The organism is Paucidesulfovibrio gracilis DSM 16080, from assembly GCF_900167125.1.
GTDB lineage: Bacteria > Desulfobacterota > Desulfovibrionia > Desulfovibrionales > Desulfovibrionaceae > Paucidesulfovibrio > Paucidesulfovibrio gracilis.
The window spans coordinates 1-25866 of the sequence record NZ_FUYC01000015.1 but is presented as its reverse complement, the minus strand read 5'-3'; the positions used below and the strand labels follow the sequence as shown (position 1 = coordinate 25866).

Genomic DNA, 25866 nt, shown 5'->3' with positions numbered 1-25866 from the left:
AAGCATGATAGCCGAAATGTTATCCAGACTGTCGGGATACTCCGGCACTTACCAGCTGTATGGTGAATCAGCCTTTGCCGACACTGTTCGCACCGGGTTGCCCTGGAGCGACATGCCGAATGCCGCCTGCTTTGCAGGAAACCGGAAGTATCTGTATCGCGCCCTGGAAAACGATAATATCAGAACCATCTTCCTCTCTTCCCAGGTGGTTGTCGCGGACAAGGCTTTGAAGGAGATTTCGGCATCCCGAGGGGTTGTGCTCTCCTCCAAGGCTGAAGAGTTGTTTTATCTCGTGCACAATGCTCCATTGCACAGGGTCTCAGGTGCCGCGGATGTTTTTGTGGAGCCGTTTGTCCATCCCACTGCCGAGATACACGAAACAGCTGTTTTGGCCAAAAACGTGCACATTGCAGAGCACGTCACTGTCGGTCCGTATGCCGTGCTTCACGACAATACCGTGGTTGGCGCCGGAACCCGCATAGGATCGCATGTCGTCGTGGGGGAGGATGGGCTGTTTCCCCGGATAATTCAGGGCAAAAAAACGCATATCGTCCATTTTGGGGGGGTTCGCATCGGGAAGGATGTGCGAATCCAGGCCCAAAGCACCGTAGCATCTGCCGTTTATCATGGCGGCTTCACTGTTGTTGGCGATGAATGTCATCTTGGATTTGGTGTGTCCATTGGACATGATGCCTGTGTGGGGGATCGATGCACGCTCTCCAGCAAGGCCTTGATCGCCGGAAGAACCCAGGTGAGCAGCGACTGCTGGATTGGAGCCGGGGCGTTGGTCAGTAATTCGCTACATCTCGGAGAAGCGGCATCTGTAAAAATCGGTGCGGTTGTTGTGTCTGATGTTGCGGATGGAAAAGACGTGTCCGGCAATTTCGCCGTTGACCACAAACTCAACATCGCCCGGATGGTCAAGAAAAAATGACAACACAGCAGTTAATTCGAGGGGATCGGGACTATGTGCTCGGCGCAGATATACTGGATGCGATTCTTGCTGAATTTAGCGTCGGTCAGGACTGGAATTTTGATTTTGTTGTTCAGCGGAAATGTAAAAAGCAATTTCGTATTGTCGGTGAACTGACCGATATTCCCGCGGAGTCAGTCGTGGGCCGATACCAGGATTCCTCACACCGTTTGTGGGTGATTGAGGGGCAGGATATGCTTACGGAAAGTGTGGAGGATGACGAAGCAACCTTGCAGAGCTATTTGACATGGAAAGATCAGATGGTTTTTGCTGAAACCTTGCCTGCGTCGTTTTCACTTACACGATATTGTGTGGTTGGATTTAAAACGTTGCTGAATACCCAGGTTTTGAAAGATTCCAAGAATAAATTTTTGTTTACAAGGTTGAAGGTACATAAACAACCAGATTTCCCCTGTGGCATTGAATACAAGCGCTGTATCAACAAACGGTTTTATGAAGGCCGGATTGTTGGTGACGGTGAACAGGTTGGAGAAATTTATTTTTATGCCGAATAGGCTCGGTTCCATTTTTGACATCATTTTTTTTCAGGAGGAGTTCCATGATCTCCAAGGATGATTTTCGCACTGCATTTCATACGGCCGTTGCCGGGGTTCTTTCCACTCCGCAACCTCCTATCAGAGACGACGAAACATTTGCCGAGTACGGATTGGATTCGCTCGACATCATGAACATCCTGCTTTCCACCGAAGAAACTCTCGGCATCGACATCGGCGAGATGGAGGTAACGGACCAGGATTGTTTCGACACCCTGTATGAGCAGTATGCAAAAACAGTTGCAAACTAAATATGAACAGGATGACCACAGAGTGACCGTATGGAATTAGTTCGTGCTGGGGACCAAAATTTTGAGAGTTTTTGGAAGCAGTTTGTTGCTGAATTTGGTTGCCCCTGGCGGTATACGTATGGGTATCTGCAGTATCAGCGGGCCTATTGTGGGAAGCATCTTCTTGATGATTGCTCTTTCATAGTGGTCCGCGACGGAGTGCCACTGGCGTTGGTCCCGTTATTTCTCGTCGACTTCCCTCCTTGCCGTCAGCTCGGTTTCGGGGCGGGATTCGCCCCGTCCCCGTTTGTGCATCCCGAAACCGGGAAAACGCATCAACGCAAAATTCTTTCTCGTTGTTACGAAGAGTTGGAGACGATTGGTCTATCAACGGGCGCGGCCAAAATGCGGATGCTGATCGATCCAGCTACCAATCCGGACAGCAATTACCTCCAACAGCAGGGCTTTCTGGACGTGTCTTTGGCCAGCGCTTTACTGGATCTTCGGCAGGATCCAGACACGTTGCATGCCGGAATTCGGCGTCGATACAAACCCATGATCAACAAAGCGAAACAAAATTTCGTTTATGTTGTGTCGGATTTTTCTTCACCGGACAGAGAGCTTTTTGATGAATATTGTGAAATGCACCACAAAACTGCAGGGCGTATCACTCGCCCTTTACAAAGTTTTGAGGAGCAATATTCGGCATTGTTAAACGATGAAGGGATGTTGCTTGGGATAAAGGATGGAGATTCCTTTGTTGCCATTTCTTATTTCTTTCATAGTGCCTTGAGTTGCTACTACGGCTCCGCTGCGGATGATCCCGATTATGAGGGGGGTATACCGCTGGAGCACTCCATTATTTGGGCTGCAGCAGAGTATTACAAACAACGGGGAATCCCGTTTTTCGAGCTTGGGCTACAGCAGTTTGGGCAACAGTTATACGATTTCCCTTCAAAAAAGGATCTGGGAATTTCTTTTTTCAAACGGGGTTTTGGCGGCAGGATTGTTCCGATGTTTCGGGGAGTCCGCTATTTTGATGTCCGAATTGCTGCTCATGAGATCCGGGAAAATGCAGAAAAGTACATCAATTCTTTGCAATTTGAGTGATCACACCACCAAGTTTGGCGGGAAATCCTGGACGATATTTTTTTGACGGATACGATAAAGGGGAGCTACATGGGCGAAGTTACATTTGAAAATTACGGCAAGTATGCGAAGTGCGTTGAAAACACTACCGCAATCTCCGGTCGTTATTGTATCCAAGCCGATGCGGAACGCCGTATTGTCAATGACCTGATTTCCAAACTCAGTATACAGTCATCAGATTCCCTTCTGGACATCGGTTGCAATATTGGAACAGTTTTTATTCCTCTTTCTTTTCTCGTAGCCCAAGCCACGGCTGTGGATCACCCGGATTGTCTGGCACGGCTCCAAGAACGCTTTAAGGGGGAAAACGTCCGGTATATGGCAGGAAATTTTTTGACTCTCCCTTTCAATGATGAGCGATATGATAAAATTTTGAGCTATAGTGTACTGCATTGCCTGCGTAAGGATGACTTGGTTCCTTTTGTGGAAAAGGCCATTTCCCTCCTGGCCCCCGGAGGGAGGCTGCTCCTGGGCGACATACCCAACACCAGCTTGAAACAACGGTTTTTAGATTCTGACGAAGGGATCCGTTTCCAGGAGGAATGGAATCGCCTTTGTTCCCAAAATGATTCGACGAAGGAATGCAAAGAAGTCGTGGACTGCAAACCGGACCCCGACAATGCACAGTTCGACGACGAAAGTGTCTTGGCGTTGACCGCTTATATTCGAAAGCTTGGTTGCAGTGCCTACATTCTTCCTCAGAATCCCGAACTTCCCTTTGGGCATACTCGCGAAGATATTTTAGTGATCCGGCCTAGATAGTTTTGCCAAGCAGAATCGGTTGTATTTTATGACTACTTTTTCCCGTCTCGTCCTCGGTACCGTTCAACTGGGCTTGCCCTATGGCATTGCCAACACCTCAGGGCGGCCCGACCATGAACAAGCTCTGGCCATAGTGCGTGCCGCCGTGGAAAATGGCGTATTGGAGTTCGACACGGCACAAGGCTACGGAGACAGCGAACGCGTCCTGGGCCGTTGCTTTCAGCAATTAAACTGCGCCGCACGCGTCCGGGTCGTAAGCAAGCCTGATACGAAACTTGATTTGCGCTCGCCCATTGCCGTCCGATCCGCAGTAAACCGTTCGCTGGATGGGCTTCAGATTTCCGCTCTGGAAGGCATGTTGCTCCATCGCGAGGAGTTTCTTGATGATTGGAAGCAGGGGGTGGGGCAAATATTTGCAGACCTCGTAAAAGACGGATTGCTGCGACGCGTGGGCGTTTCGGTGTATTCACCGCAGGCTGCGTTGCGTGCATTACAAACCGAGGGAATCGACATGGTACAGATTCCCGGGAATATTTTTGATCGACGTTTTGAGCGGGCCGGTGTTTACACCCTGGCCGAGCGTCTAGGAAAAACCCTGTATGTTCGGAGCGTATTCCTTCAAGGACTTGTCTTTCATACTCCCACGACTCTGCCGGAACATATGGCCTTTGCAGGCGACAGCGTGCGGCGATTCAATGCGCTGGTCGCCAAGTGGGACTTGACCCCCCAACAATTATCCCTGGGGTATATCCGCGCTGCGGCGCCGAATGCCAAGGTCTTGTTCGGAGCGGAAACAGACGCACAAGTGCTGGACAATCTGGCCTCCTGGTCCACCACGCTTTCGGACGAATGTTTTCAGGACATTCAAGCAACCTTTGATAACGTGCAGGAACGTGTGCTGAATCCCGCACTTTGGAGCGAATGATGAAATTGCAGCAATCCCTTGCCATGCAGGAACGAGCCAAGAAACGCATCCCCGGAATGTGTCAGCTGTTGTCCAAGCGACCGGATATGTTCAGTCTCGGAATTTGGCCCGGCTACTATTCCAGAGCCAAAGGCGTCACGGTATGGGATTTGGATGGCAATGAATATATGGATATGAGCATAGCAGGCATTGGAGCCTGTGTCCTGGGATATGCTGACGACGAAGTCGATGAAGCCGTACGGCGGGCCGTTTCCGGCGGCGTTGCCAGTTCGTTGAATTGCCCTGAGGAGGTCGAACTCGCGGAATTGTTGTGCGAGCTGCATCCCTGGGCGGACATGGTCCGCTATGCCAGAGCAGGAGGCGAGACCATGGGGGTTGCCGTTCGTATCGCCCGGGCGCATACCCGTCGTAACATTGTTGCGTTTTGCGGTTACCATGGCTGGCAGGATTGGTATTTGGCTGCGAATCTCGGCACCGGCAATGAGCTGAACGATCATTTGCTGACGGGGTTGGATCCTGCCGGGGTGCCGGACCATCTGGGCGGCACGGCCCTCCCGTTCCGCTACAACCGTTTGGACGAACTGGAAGCAATCGTCGCTGCTCATGGAGATGATCTGGCGGCAATCGTTATGGAGCCGTTGCGGAATCTGGAAGCGGCCCCCGGGTTCATCGAAGGAGTACGTACCCTCGCCGACAAGGCAGGGGCCGTCTTCATCATGGATGAAATTTCTTCCGGGTTCCGGCTCAATACAGGTGGAGCACATCTGGTCAAGCATTCCGTGGAACCGGACATGGCGGTTTTTGCCAAGGCCATGGGCAACGGATACGCCATTGGAGCGGTTATCGGCCGTGAATCCGTAATGCAGGCCGCGCAAGGCAGTTTTATCAGTTCGACGCATTGGACTGAGCGAATCGGTTTTGCCGCAGCTTTGGCGACCATTGGCAAGCATAGACGCGAGAATGTGCCGGAGCATCTGATTCGCATCGGCGGTCGTGTCATGAAGGGGTGGGAAGCGCTGGGCGAGAAGCACGGTCTGAAGGTGCATGCTGGCGGACTGGAACCCATGGGCCATTTTTCCATTGAACATGAAGCGTTCCCAAAGGTGAAGGCCTATTATGTGCAACTCATGCTGGAGCAGGGCATCCTTGCCTCAAATTTGTTTTATGTGAGTTACGCACATACGGATGAGCATGTGGACCGATATCTTGCGGCGGCGGACAATGCCTTTGCAGCCATTGCCGAGGCAGTGGACAAGAATGATTTGGATGCACGGTTGAAAGGAAAACCATCGCAGACCATGTTCAAGCGGTTGAACTGAGTTCTCCATCGTCATGATGGGACGATGATTTCCTTTTCCAACGAGAATAAGCCCCTTTTTAGCATGAAAAGGGGTTTATTGTTGAACTGTGCAAATGTTGTCTACTTTCCTTCCTCGACTTTCGGCGGCAGGGTACGGACGTGGATGTCGCGTTGCGGGAAGGGGATTTCGATGTTGTGTTCCTTAAACGCATCCCAGATGTTCAGGAGCACTTCGCTCTGCACATTGACCACGCCTTGATCCGCATCACGAATCCAGATGCGGACCTCCAGGTCTACGGAGTTATCGCCGAATCCGGTGAGCCGGCCAGCGGGAGCCGGGTCGGGCAGCACGCGGCGGACCTTGCGGGCGGACTCCTCCATGAGTTGCAAAGCCAGACGCGGATCCGCGTCGTAGGAAATACCCACTGGGATTTTAAGGCGCACATTGGGATCGGTGTGGGTCCAGATGACCACGTCGTTGGTGATCAAATTTTCGTTGGGGATCAGGTATTCCTTGCCGTCACGGGTTTGTACCGAGGTGAAACGGGCGTTCAATGACGTGACCACGCCATAGACCCCGCTCATTTCCAGCGTGTCGCCGGGTTTGATGGATTTTTCAAAGAGCAGGATCACCCCGGAAACCAGGTTGGCGAAAATCTTCTGGAGTCCAAAGCCCACCCCCACGCCGATGGCGCCGGAGAGCACGGCCAGGCTGGTCAGATTGACTCCGGCGCTGGAAAGCGCCAGCACGAACGCCAGGGCAAACAGCGAAAATTTGACGCCCTTGCCGAACAGCACCTGGGCCGATGGCGTCAACTGGGCGTTGCGCCGGAGTTGCTCATCGGAAAAGCGGCTTAGGTTCGCGGCCAGCTGATACAACAGCACGAACAGCAGGACAGCCTTGATGGCCTGGAGCAGGGTGACGCGTGCGTCGCCAAAATTCATGCCCAGTCCGTCCATAAAGGCCAGAAGCGGATCCAAAAGCCCCACCACGTCCAGGGCCACGAGCACCCAGACCGACACCGAGGCCGCGTGTCCCCAGAAGCGGTTCAGGATCAGGCCCGAGGCCAGTCGGATGGCGATCCAGGCCAGGGTCAGGGTGGTGGCTACGTCCAGCAGCCGCGCCGGTTCATCCAGACTGCGGAAGGCCACTCCCGCCACCGTGAGCAGCGCCCCGGCCACGCTGAGCCAGACCACACGCTCCACGGCCCGGAACACCTTGCCGAAAAACGCCTCGGCCCGGAGCTGCTGTTCAAACCGTCGGCGGTAGGCCCGGCGCGCCAATTGTCCCAGAGCCAGGCCAAGGGCCGCGCAGAGCAGCACGGCGCCCAATTGAAAAGCCATATTCCAGGTCAGGACCGTGGTCCGAAACCAGCTTTCCAACAGGCTCCACCATTCGCCCCATTGTTGTGCTTCCATGCGTCTCCCTTTCCCAACGCCGTGGGAACGTGCCGTACCGTATCAAGCTGTTGCGCGAATGCAGTATTGATCGTTGGTATTCGCTGCCAATGTCTCCTTTTTTCGTCCGGCCGGTGCAAACGGCACGCAGCAGTGTTTTCCGGCCGGGAAATCAGAGGTACAGATCCAGCAGCACGCCCGCGAACAGCCCCACGGCAATGACACCGTTGAGCGTGAAAAAGGCCGTGTTCACCCGGCTCATGTCCTCGGCGCTGAGCAACCGATGCTCCCAAAGCAGTACCACGGAAACCGCACCCGCTACCAGAAAATATATGCCGCCCAGTCCGGCTGCCCAGCCGCCTAGCAAAAAGCACAACGCCGCCATGACGTGCGAAAGGGAAGACACCAGCAGCGCAGCATTCAGCCCGAACCGGGCCGGAATGGAGCGCAGTCCCTGTTCCCGGTCGAACGTCTCATCCTGGGCCGCATAGAGCAGATCGAACCCGGCCACCCAGAAGGTAACGCCGCAGAAGAACAGGCTCGCGGGCAGGGTCAGGGTGGGATCATGCGCCAGCCAGCCCGCCACCGGAGCCAGGCCCAGCACCGAACCCAGTGCAAAATGGCACCAATGGGTGAAGCGCTTGGTCAGGCTGTAGAATGCGGACCAGAGCAGCGCGGGAACCGAGAGCATCAGGCAGAGCCAGTTCAGCATGGCGCAGGCCAGCACGAAGACCACAGCGCAACCTGCCGCGAATTTCCAGGCAAAGGCCCGGCTCAGTTCTCCCGTAATCAGAGGGCGGCCGCTGGTACGCGGATTTTTGGCGTCAATATCCATGTCCAGCAAGCGGTTCATGGTCATGGCAAAGGACCGCACCGCAACCATGGCCACGGTCAGGGCCAGGAATTCCCCCACCCCGGGTCGTCCGGCAGAGGCCAGAAACAGGCCCATATAGGCGAAGGGCAGAGCAAACACGGAATGTTCGATCTTGATCATCCGGCAGGTAGCCTTGAAATCATTCCAAAAAGCCATACGTCGTCAACCTTTGTGTTTTTGATTGGATATTGGGAAGAGCGAAACGAGCTGCTTTCCGCGCAAAAATGGCGCGAAGCGTGGAAAATGCGTTTTCGCAACGCCCCGGGGAAAAAGGCGTACGTGTCTGTGTCGGGAGATTGTACTGGGCAGCAAGCAACGCATATGTCGGATTTGCTGAAAAAAAGCGGTGCTGTGCCGGATAAAATGCACGGTGCAAAGTGGATTCCCCAAATGCGAAGGCCCGTGTACTGGGCGGCCGTGACACAGCATTTCGCTAGGGGCCGCCTGTTAAAAGCGTTGTACGATCACCGCGCCGAGCACCAGAAGGCCGACCCCGAACACGCGGATGGGGCTGATTTCACGCACGGCAAAACCGAACGCCCCGAAATGGTCCAGGATCAATCCGCCCATGAGCTGGCTGGCGATGATCCAGGCGAGCATGGCCCCGGCCCCGACCTTTTCGGCCAGCAAAATGGTGGCGGCCACGAAAAACGCGCCGAAAAGTCCGCCGGTCCACATCCACCACGGTCCGCGGGCCGCGAGTACGTCCCGCACTATGGGCCGCGTGAATACGCACCACAACGCCAGCACTACCGTACCCACAGCAAAGGAGACCAGGGCGGACGCGGCGGCGTCGCCAACGGCCTGTTTCAGGCGAACATTGATGCCTGCCTGCATGGGCACCAAAAAGCCCGCCACCATGGCGATGAGAATGTACATGCTTTTCATGCGGCAGTGATACGCCGCTTTCACGCCAAGGTCCATGGCTCTATTTTCGTTCTTTTGTCGGGCAACCGTCGACAAATCGTGACCATTCCGCCACACGCCACCAAAAAAACAGGTGTATAGCTCTTGCAATTTCAATCCCTCAGCCATGCGTGGAGGAATGCAGCCATGACGACGAAGTACAAACAGGAAATTCGACGCCACTTGGAACAGCAATTGAAATTGTTGCAGCAGGAGTCCAACCAGGCAGTCGCTCTGGAGAACTGCGCCGACAGTACGGACTATGCCACCCTCCTGACCCAGCACACCATGGAAATGGCTCTCAGCGCCCGCCGGACCCGCCAGGCAGAGGCCTTGGAGCGGGCGCTCAAGCGGCTGGATCTGGACGACGATTTCGGCATCTGTCTGGAATGCGGCCAGGACATCGGCCTGCCCCGCATCAAGGCCAATCCCGCCACGGAACTGTGCGTCCATTGTCAGGCCGAGGCCGAACGAAGCCTGCCGGCCTGCGCCTGATCCGGCGCACAACATCTCACAAGGGGCTTACCCATGTCCGGCGAATCATCCTTTCGCATTGATCTGCACGTCCACTCCAGGCACTCCACCCGGCCCTCGCAATGGCTCCTGCAAAAAATCGGTTGCCCCGAGAGCTTCACGGAGCCGCGTCTCATCTATGAAGTCTGCAAGGGCATGGGCATGGGGCTGGTCACGATAACGGACCACAACACCCTGGCCGGGAGTCTGGAAATCGCGCATTTGCCGGATGCCTTTGTTTCCGAGGAGATCACCACGTATTTCCCGGAAGATAAATGCAAGTTGCATGTGCTGGCCTACGACATCACCGAGGAGCAACATCAGGACATCACCCGGTTGCGGCCCGATGTGTTCGAGCTGGTGCCCTGGCTGCGGGAACATAACATTCCGCACGTCCTGGCTCATCCGCTCTTTGCCGTGAACGACCGGCTCACCCCGGAACATTTTGAACAATGTCTGTTGCTGTTCAACAATTTTGAGCTGAACGGCACCCGGGACGTCATGCAAAATCAGGTGCTGCGCGACATCGTCGGCTCTCTGAGCCGATACGACCTGGAACGCCTGGCCGATAAACACGGCTTGGAGCCGTACGGCGAAGCACCATGGAAAAAAGGACTCACGGGCGGATCCGATGACCACTCCTCCCTGAACATCGGGCGGTTCCACACCGCGTTCGACGGTCCCGCCACGCTGGAGAACCTCAAGCAACGCATCCGGCTGCGTTCCGGGCGTCCCGAGGGAACTCCGGCCACCCCGCAAACCATGGCCCACAATCTCTACGGCATTGCCTATCAATTCTACAAGCAGCGCATCGGCTCCCACTCTTCGGAAACCCGGCATGTCTGCTTTCGTTTTGCGGACAACGCCCTGGATCCGCGCCACAGCGCCGAGCCGGGCATGTTCGCAGGACTGCGGCGGCTGGTCAGTCGAGGCAAGACCGCCTACTGGAGCCGTTTTGCCCGGGGGCGCAATGCCAAGGACATGATGCTTGCCGAGGCCACGGATTTGATCCTGCACGACAAACGCTTTTCCGATCTCGCCGATGGACAGGTCAAGGACGTGCCGGAGCTGGAAGCCGAATGGTCCCGGTTCGTGAATCGGGCTGCCGGGCGGATTCTGCATCAATTTGCCGAGCGCACCATGCAGACCGTGACCAACGGACAGTTTTTCGATATTTTTCACACCCTTGGTTCCGCAGGATCGTTCTACGCCCTGCTTGCGCCCTATTTCGTGAGCTATGACCTCTTTTCCCGGGAGCGCCGTTTTTGCGACGAGGTGCTCAAGACATTTGACCGCCGTCCAAAACGGCCACGCGCTCAGGGGCTTAAGGTCGCGCATTTCACCGACACGTTCGACGAGGTCAACGGCGTGGCGCGCACCATCCGGCAGCAACTCTCCCTGGTCGGCCGCCACAACAAACAAATGCACGTGGTTACCTGCGGTCAGGGACGCGACGAATGCGGCGTGCGGAGTTTTGAGCCGGTGGGGAGCATGAGCATCCCGGAATACCCGGAAATCAAGCTCTACTATCCGCCCCTGCTGGACATGCTGACCTATTGTTTTGAACAGGACTTCGACTTCATCCTTGCGGCCACGCCCGGCCCGGTGGGTATGGCGGCCCTGGCCGTGTCCAAAATTCTCAAACTGCCCTTCCACGGCACCTACCACACTGCATTTCCGCAATACGTCGGTTCGCTTACGGATGACCAGGTGTTGGAAGATGCGGCCTGGCGGTTCATGGTCTGGTTTTATAACCAGATGAGCGTTGTCTACGCGCCGTCGCACGCCGTGCGGGAGGAACTGGCCGAAAAAGGGATCGATCCGGAAAAAATCATCGTCTACCCCAGAGGCGTGGACACCAAACGATTCCATCCCTCCAAGCGGAACGGATTTTTCTCCAAGCGGGACATGGGGTCCGGCATCAAGTTTCTCTATGTGGGCCGTGTTTCGCGGGAAAAAGATCTGCACGTGCTTTGCCGGGCCTTTCGTACCGTACATGCCCAGCGCCCAGGAACCGAACTCGTCATCGTGGGCGACGGACCGTACCTGGAAGAAATGCGTCGGGAATTGCGCGGCCTTCCGGCCCATTTTACCGGAGTGCTGGAAGGGGAAGAACTGGCCCAGGCTTATGCCAGTGCGGATATTTTCGTGTTTCCCTCGGCCACGGACACCTTCGGCAACGTGGTGCTGGAAGCCCAGGCCTCGGGACTGCCCGCCATTGTATCCGACCTGGGAGGACCGCAGGAAAACATCCGCCCGGACCAAACCGGTATGATCTGCAAAGCCGGCAATCCGGATGCCTTTGCCAGATCCATGCTCGGACTCATCGATTATCCGGAACGTCGGACCTACATGGCGAAAAATGCGCGCCAATCCATGGAACAACGGACGTTTGACGCCACTTTTCTGAAAACATGGGAAATCTTTGGCGAATCCGTGCGCTCCGGGCGGTACTCGTAACCTGTGCGCGGCCCTGCGGAGCTGAGAAGCAATGCTCCGGCGGCCAAAGGGTCCGCGACCCTTTGGGATCCCATTTACTGCCCGCGCCTTGCGCGGTCGGGGGCGTGGGGTTGGAAGGAGTCCATAGATTGGACAGGCGAAGCGCACAAAAAAGCCCGCCGACCCGATAGGCACCGGGTCGGCGGGGGATTGAGGAGAGGCCGGACCGTTATGGGGTGGTGCGGCCAAGAGGGAGCTTGGTAAAGCGTCCGCCGTGCAGGATGGGATCGCCCTTGTAGCCCAGCGCCTTGAAGTCGATGTAGTCGGTGCTGTCTACGAGGTCGGCCACGTCCCGCCCCTGGGAGAGCATGAAGCTGAAGTCGGTTCCCCGGTGGGCCAGCTTCTTGAAGTCCACGTCGCGGTGATCCTGATGGCAGCGGTCGCAGGTCTGTTCACCCTTCAGGCTTTCGTGGCACTGTACGCAGGAGAGCGCCATTTCCTTGGGGGTCACCTCGTGGTGAATGCCCCAATACATATTGGTGCGCACCCACATGTATTCCCCGCTGTAGGGCAGGCCGGCGGCCTTCATGCCTTCGGTGAACGCCTTCTGCCAATCCCGGTTCTTCCAATACGCGGTCGGATCGTCCGGCGTAACAGGGAAGAGGTGCGGCACCAGCAGGTAGCGGTGCTTGGCATCGGCGGGCTGGATGCCGTCCATGACCTTGAAGGGGTAGATCTTGGACGAGGGATCCTTGATGGAGCCGACCGGAGCCGTGATGTCCGTGACGACCATTTGCTTTTTCGCGGCCTTGTCCGGCATGGGATCGCCCGGCCGGATGCCCACGGCGTCCGGATTGATGGCGTCGCCGAGCAGCAGCCGTTCCATGTAGCCGTTGTACCAGGCGTACACGGGCTTTTTGGATTCCTTCCACTCGAATTCGCCCTTTTTCCAGAAGTAGTCGGGCATGCCGTACTTATCCTTCACGGGCGTTCTGTCTTTGTCTCCGGCCAGGGACCAGTCCCACCAGGTCTTGGTGGCGGTGCACTTGGAGTAGGCCGGCGAGTGGCAGGTATTGCAGGCCACGGTGTCGCAATGCTTGTTCAGGTGGTAGTCGAGCATGTCGTCGCCGTAGTGCGGCTTGTCGCTGTGGCAGTCCTCGCAGGTGCGCGAGCCTTCGGCCACGGGCAGGGAGGTGCTGCGTCCCTTGATTTTATGGTTTACGGCTTCGTGGCATTGGGTGCAGGTGAAGTCGTACCCGCCCATGTGGACGTCGCAGTTACGGCTGGGGTAACGCAGCACCGCGCACATGTCCGCGTGCTTCACGGCGTCGCCGCCGCCGCCCTGGAAGTGGCAGTTGCCGCAGGTGTTGCGGTTGGTTTGCCCCACCCGCTGGGCCACGTATTTGAGGTCCACTTCGGGCGCGGGCATCCCGGCCTTGGGCGGCGCTTTGACGTAGCTGTCCGTGGTGTCGTGGCAGACCAGGCAATCCACCCGGGTCATGTCCGTGAAGTCAAAGGTCTCATCCTCCCACCCGTACCCGGCGTGGCAGGAGGTGCAGCGCGGCCAGTTGGAGGGCAGGGCCACGCAGAAGTTGTTCACCGTGTCAGTGGCCTTGCCGCTCATGACCTTTTTTTGCCGGTCCACGGTATAGGGGGACGGACCCTTCCAGAGCCAGTGGGCGCTTTGGATCATGTCCTCTCCGGCCTTTTCGTGGCAGCGCAGGCATTCCGCGGTGACCTGCAGGGCCGTGGGATTGTCGGGCAATTCCACCAGCTCCTTGTGGTCTGGCACGTTGTTGCGATGGCAGCCCACACATTTTTCCGGTCCCTGATTCATGCGTTCGTGGCAGTCCATGCATTGCTGGTGATATGCGGCCTTCAGGCCGAGCCGTTCGGGGTGATCGGGGTCAAAGGACTCCCGGTGGCAGGCGCGGCAGGCCACGGTTTCGGAAAGTCGGTCCTGGCTTGCGTCCGCTCCCTCGGGGCTGACGTGGTGGCACAGGGCGCAATTGCCGTCCAGGCTGGCCGCGTGTTTGGAATGCATGAACCGCACCGGGCCGTACATGTCCTCAAAGGTGTTCACCAACGGGCTGTGCAGCAGGATGTACGGGAATTTGATGTCTTTGACGCCCAGTTCCAGATCCTTGAACCGCAGTTGGCGCAGCTTGGGATCTTCGGTGCGTACGTTGGCCACGAATTCCCGAGGTTCCGCGGCCCGTTGCATGGCTTTGGCCTGGTCGGGTGCCTGCCAGCCCTCGGGTGCCGGATGCCTTGGGGCACGCTGCTTTTCCGTGGGCGCGGCGTCCGGAGTGGGATCGGGGGCCGCAAACCCGTTGACCGCGGGCAGCCCCGCGAGCACGCCGAATGCAGCCACGGCCAGCAGGATTCCCGTAAGGGCAAGAATACGCGTTGCGGGTCTCATGAGGCCACCTCCTCCTGCTTGGGCGCGGAGAGCACCGGGGTCCAGGTCACAAAGACGCGGTAGAGGAACATGATGGTGGCCACGGCACCGGCGGTCACCAGAATTTCAGCCATGGCCGGGAAGTAGGGCGAGGTAGCGGTGTGTGGGGTATAGGCCACGATGAAGACGTTCACCCTGTTGAGCACCACGCCGCCTACGATGAGCAGGGCCGAGAAGAACAGGCCGCGCCGCGATCCGCGTACCGTGGGGAACAGCAGCAAAATCCAGGGCAGGATCACGCCCAGCCCCACTTCGGCCAAAAAGCTGTTGGCCGCTGCAGAGCCGTCAAAGGCCGCGCCCAGCGCGCCCCGGTAGAGCACATCCCAAAGCCGGACCAGCAGGTACGCGCCCAGGGTCACGATGGTGAACCGGGAGAGCGGTCCCAGCACATCCATTTCATTATCCAGACGCAGGGACGTGGTGGCTAGGTTGGTTTCCACGATGACCATGGGATAGCCCACGGCAAAAGCGGAGAGCAGGAACAAGAGCGGCAGGAACGGCGTGTTCCACAGCACGTGCATCTTGGTCTGGGCGATGACCATGAGCGTCCCCAGGCTGGACTGGTGCATGCAGGAGAGCACCACGCCTAGAATGATGAATACCCACATGAAGGCGGAGAGCCGCTTATCCAGCCAGGCCAAAAGCGGCACGCGCTGGCCGAAGCGTTCCGCCAGGATGGGTACCATTTCGATCCAAAGCACCGTGAGGTAGGTCATGACGCACATGGCCACCTCGAACAGCGCGGAATTATAGTTGTGGAAGATCATGGGTTTCCAGATGGCCCAGGAACGGCCGATATCCACCAGGATGGCAAAGGCCACGAAGCTGTAGCCCAGGGCCGCGGTGAGCAGCGCAGGGCGGGTCACGGCTTCGTAGGCGCGCCGTCCAAAGATGTGCGCCAGGGCCGCGGTGGTGAACCCTCCGGCCGCGAGCGCCACACCGGAGCCGACATCCAGGCCGATCCAGATGCCCCAGGGCGTGGCGTTGCTCAGGTTCGTGGCATAGCCCAGGCCGCCGATGAAACGGGCCAGGAGCGCCACAGCTCCAGCGATCATAAAGCCGAGCAGGACCAGAACGCCGGGGGTCCAGAAAGGCCGGTCAATGGGTCGCGGTTGATGCTGCATGACTGCCTCCCTATTCCGCGTCCGCATCGTCATGATTGCGGTGCAACAGCTTCATGGTTACGGCCAGAGTGCCGAACAGCAGGGCCGGGGACCAAAGGTAACTGAACAAGGCGTGTTGGATGCTTTCGGTGCGTTTGGGCATGGGGGCGTCCGGGACTTCCCAAAATCCGAGCCGCTCAAAAGGCTGGCCCGCCAAGTACAACCAGCTTGTGCCGCCCGCCTCATGCTCGCCGTAGACGTGGTCCACGTATCGGGCCGGATCATTGGCGATGCGCTGATGCGCCAGATCAAGCAGGGTGGAGCGTTTGCCGAAGGTGATGGCCTCCGTAGGACAGACCGACGCACACCCCGGTGCCTTGCCCTCCTGAATCCGGTCAAAGCAAAGTGTGCACTTGCGCACCTCGGGCGTGATCGGGTCGTGATAGTCGTAGGCCGGGATTTCAAACGGGCAGGCCACCATACAGTAGCGGCAGCCGATGCAACGGCTTACGTCATAATGCACCGCGCCGTTTTCCTTTTTGGAGAGCGCACCGGTGACGCAGGCCGAGGCGCAGGCCGGATCCTGGCAGTGCATGCATTGCACTTTGACGAAACTGGGTACCAGATTGCCCCTGTCGTCCAGAGGACCGGGATAATATCGGTTTACCACAGTGTAGGAACCGGCAGTGGGACGGCGTTTGGCGTCCAGCACCCGCATGTCCTCAAACGGGGTTTCCGGTTCGGGCAGTTGGTTGACCTCGTTGCAGGCCAGCTCGCATTTGCGGCAACCAATGCAGCGGGTCACATCCGTTAGACATCCGTATGGATCCGGCGGTGCCTTGGATTCCCAGGCGTCGGCCCCGGCCGGGACCAATGCGCCCGTGGCAGCCAGGCCCGCTCCGACAATAAATTGCCGTCGGTTCATGCTCATCATCTCCCTCCTTTCCCACAATTCCATTCAACACCGCGCTATCGCGGGCTTTCCTTTTAGGAATAACTTTGCTTTACTCCTCTTTCGACAAGTTGACATTGATGGGCGTCAAGAAGGTGGACGAAACACGTTATTTTTTACGTTTTGCCGGTGTCAGCGTGGTTTGGCGGAAACCACCGGGTACAGCACAGGCTATTCAACGGGCAGGGAAGAAAAATGAGCGCAGGGGAAGATACGCTTCGGGAGTTGCGAACCATGCCTCTTTTTCAGGGGCTTGCGGAGCGGGACCAAGCCGAATTGGCGGACCAGGCCTTTATCCGCCGGTTCGATCCTGAGGAAATGATTTTTCGCCAAGGGGACGAAGTCACGCGTTTCCATGTGCTCATGGAGGGCGGAGTCAAGTTGTTTCGCAGCACCAGCGAAGGCAAGGAACAGACCCTGTACGTGGTGGATCCGGGGGAACCGTTCTGCCTCTGTACCATCTATAACAACCGTGTTGCCCCGCTCAACGCACGGGCCATCGCCGCCAGCCGGGTCATGAGCCTGCCCGGGGACGTCATGGAAAAGCATTCGCACGGCACGCCGCTCTTGCTGTTGAATATTCTGCGCGTACTCAATACGCGGCTGCTCAGTTCCATGCAGATGATCGAAGACCTGGCCCTGCGGGATGTGCAGCAGCGCACGGCGTCTTTTTTGCGGCATACCCTGCTCGCCCAGGGCGATGACGCGGACCGGGTCAGCCTGCGCGTACCCCGGCACGAAGTGGCCCGCATCCTCGGCACAACCCCGGAGAGCATCTCGCGTGTTTTGGCGCGTATGACGCAGCAGGGCATGATCCGCGCCCAGGGACGGGATATTGCTATTTTGGACCGGGAGGCGCTGGACCGCATGGCCGGATAGCAAGCGGGAAAGGCAGACCTCCGGCTTGCCAACGGGCCAATGGCCTTTGGGGTAGCCTCGAGTTTTGTGTGTGAACCGCGTGTGGAAAACTACTCGACGATCGTATCACCCTTCTTGCGATTTCCCCTTTTATAGACGTGAGCAGTACGTCCTTTGATTTTCGATCTGGCCGAACAACCAGGTTCCTTTTTCGTGTTGGCGTGCCGTCTCAAAAATAATGTGGATGATGTAGACAACACCAATCAAACTTGGTTTACTGCGTATTGTATTGGCTTGTATGTTGCTGGTTTTTGACTAAAATCGAATAGGCTAATTATGTAGAGTTGTTGATATAAAATATGCCAATAAGCAGCAATAGCTACATCATATATTGGATTTCGTTTAGGCGGGGTGACCTGCAAGGAGATCATTGATGAAAGACGGAAAGAAAAAATTGACCAACAACGCCGGGGCTCCGGTTTCTGAAAACCAGAACGTAATGACTGCGGGGCATCGTGGTCCCCAACTGTTGCAGGACGTTTGGTATCTGGAAAAAATGGCGCATTTCGACAGGGAAGTGATTCCTGAACGTCGGATGCACGCCAAAGGTTCTGGTGCCTATGGAACGTTCACAGTAACAAATGACATTACCCAATATACCCGTGCCAGTATTTTTTCTGAAGTTGGCAAAAAGACGGAATTATTTGCTCGTTTTTCAACAGTGGCAGGAGAACGTGGTGCCGCGGACGCTGAACGAGATATCCGTGGATTTGCGCTCAAATTCTACACCGACGAGGGCAACTGGGATTTGGTGGGCAACAATACTCCCGTTTTTTTCCTCCGTGACCCGCTCAAATTTCCTGACCTCAACCATGTTGTTCACCGCGATCCCCGCACCAACCTGCGCAGCCCGGCGAGCAACTGGGACTTCTGGACATCCTTGCCCGAGGCTCTTCACCAAGTGACGATTACGATGAGTGACCGGGGCATCCCGTTTTCTTTCCGTCACATGAACGGATACGGAAGCCACACATATAGTTTTATCAACGCGGACAACGAACGTGTCTGGTGCAAATTTCATTTCAAAACGGAGCAGGGCATCAAATGCCTGACGGATGCAGAGGCTGAGGCGGTGATCGGCAAATGCCGCGAGAGTAATCAACGGGATCTCTATTATTCCATTGAGGACGGGAAATTCCCGCGTTGGACCTTGTCCGTCCAGATTATGACGGAGGAACAGGCTGCCAACCACCCTTATAATCCTTTCGATTTGACAAAGGTGTGGTACAAAAATGACTATCCCCTTATCGAAGTGGGGGTTCTCGAACTCAACAAGAATCCGGAAAACTATTTTGCAGAGGTTGAACAGTCTGCCTTTAATCCTGCCAATGTCGTTCCCGGCATCGGTTTTTCTCCTGATAAAATGCTCCAGGGAAGGCTCTTCTCCTACGGCGACGCCCAGCGCTACAGGCTGGGCGTTAACCACCACCTTATCCCGGTGAACAAAGCCCGTTGTCCCTTCCACAGTTACCATCGGGATGGACAGATGCGCGTGGACGGTAACTACGGTTCCACGATTGGCTATGAGCCGAACAGCTACGGTGAGTGGCAGGAACAACCAGATTACTCTGAGCCGCCTTTGGAGTTGAGTGGTGCCGCAGCCCATTGGGATGCCCGTGAGGACGACAGCGACTACTACACTCAACCGGGCAAGCTTTTTAATCTTATGAGCAAAGAGCAACAAAAAGCGCTGTTTGGCAACACGGCCCGGGCTATGGGCGATGCGCCGGAGATGGTCAAGATTAGACACATCGGCAACTGCTTGAAGGCCGATCCGGCATATGGAGAAGGAGTGGCCAAGGCTCTGGGGATTGATCTGCGTAACGTCACGAAGTAGACGATACGTCACCAACGCACCGAGTGTCGCGCGCAAATTTTTCCACACGTCCTAAAACAAACGCAGGGTGGCAAGAAACCTCTTGTCACCCTGTGCTTTGATAATCAGGCAAACGAAACAAGCACTGAACCAATGTTGCGTTCTTTGTAAAGGATTCAGAACGAAAAACCCCCTGGAAGAACATGTTCTTCCAGGGGGTTGTGGTTTGGTTGGAGTTTGCGGTTACGGCAGTTGGTTTTCGTGGTGCGCCGAGTAGTCCATGGTCACGGTGTGGCAGACGCAGCCGCCTTCGGTGCCCATGGTCCCGGCCACGCCCTGGAACTGGAGCGGCGGGATGTTGTCGCGGTCCGCGCCGTAGATGTTCCGTGCCGGGTAGGTGGCATGGGGGCTGTTGTGGCAACCGGCGCAGGCGATGATGCCCATGTCGTCGTGCCGATTGCGGAAGAGCTTGTCGCCGCCCTCGGTCCAGACGTTGAAGGCATTCAGGCCCGGATTTTCAAAGCCGACATGACAATTCAGGCAATCCGGCTCATTGAGCCATGGAATGCGGGGCTGCACCTGTTCGGCGCTGTCCACCATGCGGGATTCGAGCTGACTGAGCAGCACTGCCGCGCCTTTCTTGTCTTTTTCCGCCTTGAGCAGGGATATGGCGTGGTCTTCAAGCGTGCCGTGGCAGTCGGCGCATTCCGCAAAGTCGGCGTGGCGTCCGCGCAGGCATTGCGTGGGACCGTCGGGCCGGTTGGGGTGGCAGTAGGCGCAGGCTTCGGAGCCGCGGTCCGTAAGGTATTGGGCGTGCAGTCCATGCAGGGCCGCGGGCAGATTCAGCAGTTCGGGATTGCCTTCCGCACCGAGCACTGGATCGGGGTGGCAGCTCTGGCAGAGCACGGGCTTGCCGTCTTCCGCGCTTTGCGCCAGGGAGGTGCCGTTCATGCGGTCATGCACGGTGAGCACGTCGCGTCCGGTTTCTGCGGAAATGCCTGCGAAGTCGTCCACCTTCCAGGGACCGCCGTGGCAGTTTTTGCAGCCCATTTCCGTGGACGTGGGGGCCACGACCTTGGTTTCGGCCAGCAGTTCTCCGGATTCCGCATCATGTGCCTGAATGGTAAAGAGCGGGTACGGCTGGTAGCCGCCCGAGTCCGGGTAGGGAACTACGGGAATGAGTTTGGCTTCAAACCATCCGGCGTGGTCTTCGAGGTCCATTTCCCCTTCCACGCCTTTTCCGGCCAGTCCGATGTTTTTGGGCAGTGGCTCGGGCAATCCAAAGAGGATATGGGCGAAGTCCCAGAATTCCGAATGGGCCGAGGGATTTTCAAATCCCGGTTCCACCTTGTAGCTCAGGCGGACATTGTCTGTGACGAGCATGGGCGGGTCGCCCCGTTGCACGAGTTGCGCAAAGAGGTCGTTGGCCGGGGGCAGCAACACCCAGTTGCTGTCGGAGTCCGAGATGCAGTGCATGCCCAGGTTGTTCCAGGCCAGGAGCACGTATTCATCTCCGCCGTCTTCCGGCGCGTTTTGGTCAAAGGGCGGCACTTCAAAGGGCAGGTCCACCGGTTCAAAGATTTTTTCGCCGGTATCGGCTTTGCCGTGCAGTTCTTCGACGATGTAGGCGGCCAGGGCGTGGCGTTCGTCCAGAGTACCCAGGAAGGGCGGCATGTATTTATTGACCTTGCCCATGCCGTTGAGCAGGGCGTCCATGCCGATATGGGTGAATTTTTCCGTGCGCGGCAGGATGTCGTTCATGGGACCGCCGATGGAGTGACAGCTCGCGCATTGCAGTTGGAAGAGGAATTCACCGGCCTTGACGGGATCCTTTTCCGGATCAAGATCCGCAGGCGCCCATTTGGCCCGGGCCAGCGCCCCGGTTTCATTGATTTCCGCGGCCTCGGCCGAGAGAATCGAGTTGGAATAGATTTCATGGTAGATGAGGTAGGGCTTGCGTCCTGCCTCACGGATGAATTCAAAGGAGCCGCTCAATCCCAGCCCCAGGGCCAGGATGACGAAGGCCACCGGGAAGGAGATGGACCGGGGCATGCGTACGGCCATGACCAGTCCGCCCACCACGACCAGCGGAGCAAAAATCCAGAAGTACTGGAAGAACTCGGAAACCCGGTGCGATTTGGCCAGGATCATGCTTTGCTGGGGTTCGGGCATGGCGACCAGATACCACCAGCCCGAGGCCAGAAAGAGCACGAACGGGGCGATGGTCCACAGCGCGCAGACGCGCACCAGCCGGGTGCGGGCTGCTTCGTCCCGGACGCGGGTGGCCGTGAGGAAGCCGAACAACCCCGCCAGCATGAAGGCAAGGAAGCTGCGGAAGAACAGGGACGGCCAGAACGAGGGGTTGAAGAACCCGTCCCAGAACCGTTCCGTCTGGATCCAGTCGCCAGGGGTGAGCATGAAGCCGATGATGCCGTTGACCAGGAAGAGCGAGAGCCAGGCAAAGATAAAGTACAGCCAGCCCACGGCAATGTGCTGACTGCGGCTGAGCCGTTTCCAGCCGTAATAATAGACCAGCAGGGCCACGATTTCCCCCAGGAAACAGACCCATTCCGACGCCCAGCCGAACACGAAGTGGTGGATGAGCGTGATGGTGGCCTGCGGAGAGAGCAGGGCAATGGTGAACCAGATGCCCACTCCGGTCACCCCGCCGAAGACCATGGTCAGCAGCAGGAAGAATTTGGAGTGTTTTTTGACGTAGTTCAGAATTTCCGGCGAATTATGTTTGTAGGCGTATTGTTCCGTCAGCACCAGGAACAGCCCGCCGCCCACGGCGAACTGGGCCACGAAAACATGGACCGTGGCGATGAGCGCGACCCAGAAGCCGCCGCCCAGGGTGGTGAGTTGCCAAATGGGATATTCCATTATGCGTCTCCTTCGATGTTCGCAGGCTTGACGTAGATCCGCACCATCCAGACCACGCAGGGCAGCCCCACGGCCAGGAAGAACAGGAACAGCAGCAGGGTGGAATATTCACCTGTGATGGGCAGCTGCGAGGAGTCGAACCAGGGAGCCAGGTACGCGGTGCGCACGATGTGCCGCGCCACGGCCATGAGCAGCACCGTGACCACGGTGAGAACCGCCGCGAGCACGGGCCTGCGGGTCAGCCCGGTCCAGACCAGGGCCGCCGCACCCAGAATGCCGAGCGCCAGGACGCCGGTGGCGAGTGCGTCGCCGCCCATGAACAGCATCATGATTTCGCCAGGCAGGGCCATGAGGAACCATACGCCCACGGCCAGGTTGACCACTGTGGCGCGCATGAACCAGAGCATGCCGGTTTTCAGGCGTTCCGCATCCTTCTTGAAATGGGCGCGCAGAGCCACGAACAAACCGCCCACGGCCAGGGACGCCACCATGAAGTGCAGATAACGGGGATACAGGACCGGATCATCCAGATTCAGGAAGCCGGCGCCGCCTGTCTTGAAATAGTCGAACCATTTTTCCGGGCGGAGCATCAGGGTCACGTTGTTGGAGAACATGAATCCGATCCAGAGCATCATGCCCAGGGTGAGCAGCAGGAGCGGGGTTCGCAGCCCGCCAAGCCCGTCGAATTTGAGATTATAGATGTAGAGTCCGTAATACGCGGCCAGGAGCAGGCCGATCACGGCCAGCCAATACCCGGCCATGAGCACGGAACTGGTGTAGTCGAACTGGCCGTACACGGTCTGCAAAAACAGCAGCGGAGCCACGCCCATGTTGATGGTCAGGGCCAGGATGGTGGGCAGTTTTTTGGATAGGGAACGCGAAAGAGGCTCCGTGTTCCGTGCGTGTCCCACAAGGCTGATGACCGCACCGCCCACGACCACGTTCATGAATAGGATGTGCGCCACGAACGTGACGACCAGCAGGACGTCGAACCACGGCCCGGGGATCGGGATGGGGTCCACCACGGGAATCAGTTGCGCCGGATCCATACCACTCTCTCTCCTTGCTTGCTGATGAAATATCACTGCATTTTCGACTGTTGCACGCCGGTTGCCCGAACACCCCTCCCGGTCGGAGCACCGATGATGTCCGCGCTTACGGTTTGTCCGTATCTTTGAACCAATACCTCAGCTTTTGCCGACTGGCAACCAGGATAGGTGATTTTCCACGGTCCTTTGAGGTGCGAGTCCTGGAGCGGCGCAGAGTCATTCCATTCATTTCGGCCAGAGCCGTCAACGGATCAGGCCGGGCTTGCCTTTTCCGCCCGGAACGGTACTCTGCCCGGGCAACGGCAAGGAGAACAACGTGCAACACATCAGTTTGCTGGCGGATCTGGGCAATACCACCATCAAATTCCGGCCCGCCACACCGGACCGGCTGCTGGGAAAAACCCACGCCGCCCCCACGCGCAAGCCGGACCAGTGGGCGGATGCGGCCCGACGCGCCCTGGGCAGCGTGCCTCCGCACGAGGCGGCCCGAGAACCCGGCGCGGCCTTTCCACGACCGCTTCTGCTGGCGGCCGCGTCCGTCGTGCCAGGGAGTGTGGAACATCTGCGCGCCGTGGCCCGGATTTTGGAAACACCCTGCCGGCTGGTGCCGGGGGAACTGCCCCTGGACATCGAAAATCAATATGCCCGTCCCGACGAAGTGGGCGCGGACCGGCTCACCGTGGCCTACGCGGCCCGACGGCTTTCGGACGCATCCCGGCTCATCGTCTTGGATTTCGGGACGGCCACGACCTTTGACTGCGTACGCGACAACGCCTACCTGGGCGGACTGATTTGCCCGGGCGTGCGTTCCTCCATCCGCTCCTTTACCGAGGACACCGCCCAACTGCCCCGGCCCAGCCTGGAGGTGGACCCAACCGGACTGCATATCGGGATAAGCACCATGGATAGTCTGAATCAGGGGGTGGTCTTTGGTTTTGCGGCCATGGCCGAAGGGTTGATCCGCCGTTTGGAAACGGCCCTGGGCGGCCCGGCTCTGGTCCTGGCCACGGGTGGCTATGCCCGGCACATCGCGCCCGTATGCCCGGCCATCACGGACGTGCGGCCGGATCTCGTGCTTGAGGGGCTGCGCCTGGCCCTGCCCGAATAGCCCCTTGCGCTTGCGCTTTTTCCCGGGTTTGGTAGGACGAGGCATGGCGGTTTATTGAAAAACGGCCATTTCTTCCAGCAACGAATCATTTTTCATCCTGCGCGTGGAGAGTACTGTGGAACAATTGCGCCGAATCCTCGCGGACCAGCCCTGGCTGACCGATGTCCTCGCCACTGTTGGCCTGCTCTTCGGGGCATGGCTGGCTTTGTTTCTGGCCCGCAGAGTGGCGGTGCGCGCCGTGCACGCCGTGGTGCGCCGAACCCGCATGCCCTGGGACGACGCCTTACAGCAACACAAGGTGTTCACCACCTTAACCTGGTTTGCGCCGCTGTTGGTGCTCTCGCACCTGGGAGACGTTTTCCCCGCCCAGGCCCAGTGGATCGACCGGGGCGTGAACGCGCTCGGATTGCTGGTGGGCGCTCTGGCGCTTTCCGGCCTGCTCTCCGTGCTCAACCAGCTTTACCAATCCCTGCCGCTCTCCGGACGGCGGCCCATCAAGGGCGCGGTGCAGCTCGTCCGGTTGTTCGTTTTCATCCTCGCGGGCGTGGCCATGCTGGCCTTGCTCATGGGCGAATCCCCCTGGGGGCTGCTCTCCGGCGTCGGCGCATTCACCGCCGTGCTCATGCTCGTGTTTCGCGACACCATTCTTTCCTTTGTGGCCGGCATCCGGCTCATCGGCGAGGATCTGATCCGTAAGGGAGACTGGCTGGAAGTGCCGGAATACGGCGCGGACGGCGATGTGATCGACATTGCCCTGCACACGGTGCTGGTGCAGAACTGGGACAAGACCATCGTCTCCATCCCCACGTTCAAGCTTGTGGACGGCGCTTTCCGCAACTGGCGGGGCATGACCGAATCCGGTGGCCGCCGTATCAAGCGGTCCCTGATTCTCGACCTCTCCTCGGTACGGTTCGTGGATGAGGAAATGCTCGACGCGTTGCGCAAAGTGGAACGGATTCAAGGCTACCTGGAAACAAGAACCACCGAGGTGCAGGCCTGGAATCGTGATCACGGCGTGAACACGGAACATCCGCTCAACGGCCGACGCCTTACCAATTTGGGCTGCTTTCGGGCCTATGCGGAACGATATCTGCGGGAAAATCCGTATTTACGGCAGGATATGATTTTGATGGTGCGGCAATTGGAACCCACGCCCCAGGGGTTGCCCCTGGAAATTTACGCCTTTGCCAGCGATATTGCCTGGGTGCGCTACGAGTCCATTCAGGCCGATATTTTCGATCATCTGTTGGCTGCCCTACCCTGGTTTGAACTGCGGGTCTACCAACGCGAACGCGCCCCGGATCCGCGCGGGAAGGACGTGCTGTAACCCGGCGGCCCCGCAGGACGGAAAGGCATGCCTCCGGCGGCCAAAGGGTCCGCGACCCTTTGGAATCCCATTTACCGGTCTCGCGCTGCGCGCGGCCGGGGGCGTAGGGTGGGATGGCGTCCGGGGAATGGCAAGGCGGAGCAGCGCGGCGGCGTGTCGTTCTGTTGCCGCGATTTCCGGGATGGCTCCGCCCTCCCGAAACTCGCGGCAACGGTGCGCCCCCAAA

Annotated in this window: 21 protein-coding genes; 13 read left to right on the top strand and 8 right to left on the bottom strand. The window is 57.9% G+C overall.

The genetic code is table 11. From position 1 onward, the window contains the following. The first annotated feature begins 4 nt into the window (after window positions 1-4). The 7 genes from B5D49_RS11890 (at window position 5) to B5D49_RS11860 (ending at window position 5912) form a co-directional block, all read left to right on the top strand. Window positions 5-934 carry an LbetaH domain-containing protein gene (locus B5D49_RS11890; RefSeq protein ID WP_078717930.1) on the top strand — a complete coding sequence of 310 codons (930 nt, stop codon included), beginning with the start codon at window positions 5-7 and terminating at the stop codon, window positions 932-934. After that, complete coding sequence (locus tag B5D49_RS11885; protein ID WP_078717929.1) at window positions 931-1488, top strand: hypothetical protein; 558 nt, start codon at window positions 931-933, stop codon at window positions 1486-1488. Before B5D49_RS11890 ends, B5D49_RS11885 begins: the two co-directional genes overlap by 4 nt. A 44-nt stretch (window positions 1489-1532) precedes the next feature. Beyond that, window positions 1533-1778: an acyl carrier protein gene (locus B5D49_RS11880; protein ID WP_078717928.1), complete on the top strand. Its 246-nt coding sequence runs from the start codon at window positions 1533-1535 to the stop codon at window positions 1776-1778. 30 nt (window positions 1779-1808) lie between these two features. Then, complete coding sequence (locus B5D49_RS11875) at window positions 1809-2867, top strand: hypothetical protein (RefSeq protein ID WP_078717927.1); 1059 nt, start codon at window positions 1809-1811, stop codon at window positions 2865-2867. A gap of 69 nt (window positions 2868-2936) precedes the next feature. Next, window positions 2937-3668, top strand: a complete 732-nt coding sequence (locus B5D49_RS11870) for a class I SAM-dependent methyltransferase (protein WP_078717926.1) — start codon at window positions 2937-2939, stop codon at window positions 3666-3668. A gap of 28 nt (window positions 3669-3696) precedes the next feature. Next, window positions 3697-4593: an aldo/keto reductase gene (locus B5D49_RS11865; RefSeq protein ID WP_144019468.1), complete on the top strand. Its 897-nt coding sequence runs from the start codon at window positions 3697-3699 to the stop codon at window positions 4591-4593. Then, window positions 4593-5912 carry an aminotransferase class III-fold pyridoxal phosphate-dependent enzyme gene (locus B5D49_RS11860; protein ID WP_200806801.1) on the top strand — a complete coding sequence of 440 codons (1320 nt, stop codon included), beginning with the start codon at window positions 4593-4595 and terminating at the stop codon, window positions 5910-5912. Before B5D49_RS11865 ends, B5D49_RS11860 begins: the two co-directional genes overlap by 1 nt. Before the next feature lie 101 nt (window positions 5913-6013). Here the strand turns inward: B5D49_RS11860 and B5D49_RS11855 are convergent, their stop codons facing one another. The 3 genes from B5D49_RS11855 to B5D49_RS11845 all read right to left on the bottom strand — a co-directional run bounded on the left by B5D49_RS11855 (window position 6014) and on the right by B5D49_RS11845 (window position 9077). Continuing rightward, window positions 6014-7312 carry a mechanosensitive ion channel family protein gene (locus tag B5D49_RS11855; RefSeq protein WP_078717923.1) on the bottom strand — a complete coding sequence of 433 codons (1299 nt, stop codon included), beginning with the start codon at window positions 7310-7312 and terminating at the stop codon, window positions 6014-6016. A 151-nt stretch (window positions 7313-7463) separates the two neighbouring features. After that, window positions 7464-8321 (bottom strand): UbiA-like polyprenyltransferase, encoded by an 858-nt coding sequence (locus B5D49_RS11850; protein ID WP_078717922.1) that lies wholly within the window; start codon window positions 8319-8321, stop codon window positions 7464-7466. Window positions 8322-8612: 291 nt separating this feature from the next. Next, entirely contained in the window at window positions 8613-9077 is a 465-nt protein-coding gene (locus B5D49_RS11845; protein WP_234990730.1) for a DMT family transporter, read from the bottom strand. A gap of 141 nt (window positions 9078-9218) precedes the next feature. On the opposite strand from B5D49_RS11845, the gene B5D49_RS11840 reads away from it, so the two are divergent. Both B5D49_RS11840 and B5D49_RS11835 read left to right on the top strand, forming a co-directional pair. Further along, entirely contained in the window at window positions 9219-9566 is a 348-nt protein-coding gene (locus B5D49_RS11840; RefSeq protein WP_078717921.1) for a TraR/DksA family transcriptional regulator, read from the top strand. Between the two features lie 33 nt (window positions 9567-9599). Beyond that, window positions 9600-12044: a glycosyltransferase gene (locus B5D49_RS11835; RefSeq protein WP_078717920.1), complete on the top strand. Its 2445-nt coding sequence runs from the start codon at window positions 9600-9602 to the stop codon at window positions 12042-12044. A 208-nt stretch (window positions 12045-12252) separates the two neighbouring features. On the opposite strand, the gene B5D49_RS11830 is transcribed toward B5D49_RS11835, so the two are convergent. The 3 genes from B5D49_RS11830 to B5D49_RS11820 are packed head-to-tail and all read right to left on the bottom strand — an operon-like array spanning window position 12253 to window position 16518. Next, window positions 12253-14445 (bottom strand): tetrathionate reductase family octaheme c-type cytochrome, encoded by a 2193-nt coding sequence (locus tag B5D49_RS11830; protein WP_078717919.1) that lies wholly within the window; start codon window positions 14443-14445, stop codon window positions 12253-12255. After that, window positions 14442-15608, bottom strand: coding sequence for an NrfD/PsrC family molybdoenzyme membrane anchor subunit (gene nrfD, locus B5D49_RS11825; protein WP_078717918.1), 1167 nt, complete (start codon window positions 15606-15608; stop codon window positions 14442-14444). The genes B5D49_RS11830 and nrfD overlap by 4 nt, the downstream gene beginning before the upstream one ends. A gap of 10 nt (window positions 15609-15618) precedes the next feature. Beyond that, complete coding sequence (locus tag B5D49_RS11820; protein ID WP_078717917.1) at window positions 15619-16518, bottom strand: 4Fe-4S dicluster domain-containing protein; 900 nt, start codon at window positions 16516-16518, stop codon at window positions 15619-15621. Between the two features lie 216 nt (window positions 16519-16734). Between B5D49_RS11820 and B5D49_RS11815 the strand changes: the two genes are divergently transcribed. Together B5D49_RS11815 and B5D49_RS11810 are read left to right on the top strand one after the other, a co-directional pair. Continuing rightward, window positions 16735-17418: a Crp/Fnr family transcriptional regulator gene (locus B5D49_RS11815; protein WP_078717916.1), complete on the top strand. Its 684-nt coding sequence runs from the start codon at window positions 16735-16737 to the stop codon at window positions 17416-17418. Between the two features lie 412 nt (window positions 17419-17830). After that, entirely contained in the window at window positions 17831-19294 is a 1464-nt protein-coding gene (locus tag B5D49_RS11810; RefSeq protein ID WP_078717915.1) for a catalase, read from the top strand. 222 nt (window positions 19295-19516) lie between these two features. Here the strand turns inward: B5D49_RS11810 and B5D49_RS11805 are convergent, their stop codons facing one another. Further along, window positions 19517-22156, bottom strand: a complete 2640-nt coding sequence (locus B5D49_RS11805; RefSeq protein ID WP_078717914.1) for a cytochrome ubiquinol oxidase subunit I — start codon at window positions 22154-22156, stop codon at window positions 19517-19519. After that, complete coding sequence (locus B5D49_RS11800) at window positions 22156-23205, bottom strand: hypothetical protein (RefSeq protein WP_078717913.1); 1050 nt, start codon at window positions 23203-23205, stop codon at window positions 22156-22158. Before B5D49_RS11800 ends, B5D49_RS11805 begins: the two co-directional genes overlap by 1 nt. A gap of 316 nt (window positions 23206-23521) precedes the next feature. Here B5D49_RS11800 and B5D49_RS11795 point away from each other — a divergent pair, with 316 nt between their 5' ends. Together B5D49_RS11795 and B5D49_RS11790 are read left to right on the top strand one after the other, a co-directional pair. Next, on the top strand, window positions 23522-24313 hold the full coding sequence (locus B5D49_RS11795) for a type III pantothenate kinase (RefSeq protein WP_234990728.1): 792 nt from the start codon (window positions 23522-23524) through the stop codon (window positions 24311-24313). Between the two features lie 115 nt (window positions 24314-24428). Further along, window positions 24429-25640, top strand: coding sequence for a mechanosensitive ion channel family protein (locus tag B5D49_RS11790; RefSeq protein WP_078717912.1), 1212 nt, complete (start codon window positions 24429-24431; stop codon window positions 25638-25640). Window positions 25641-25866 lie beyond the last annotated feature (226 nt).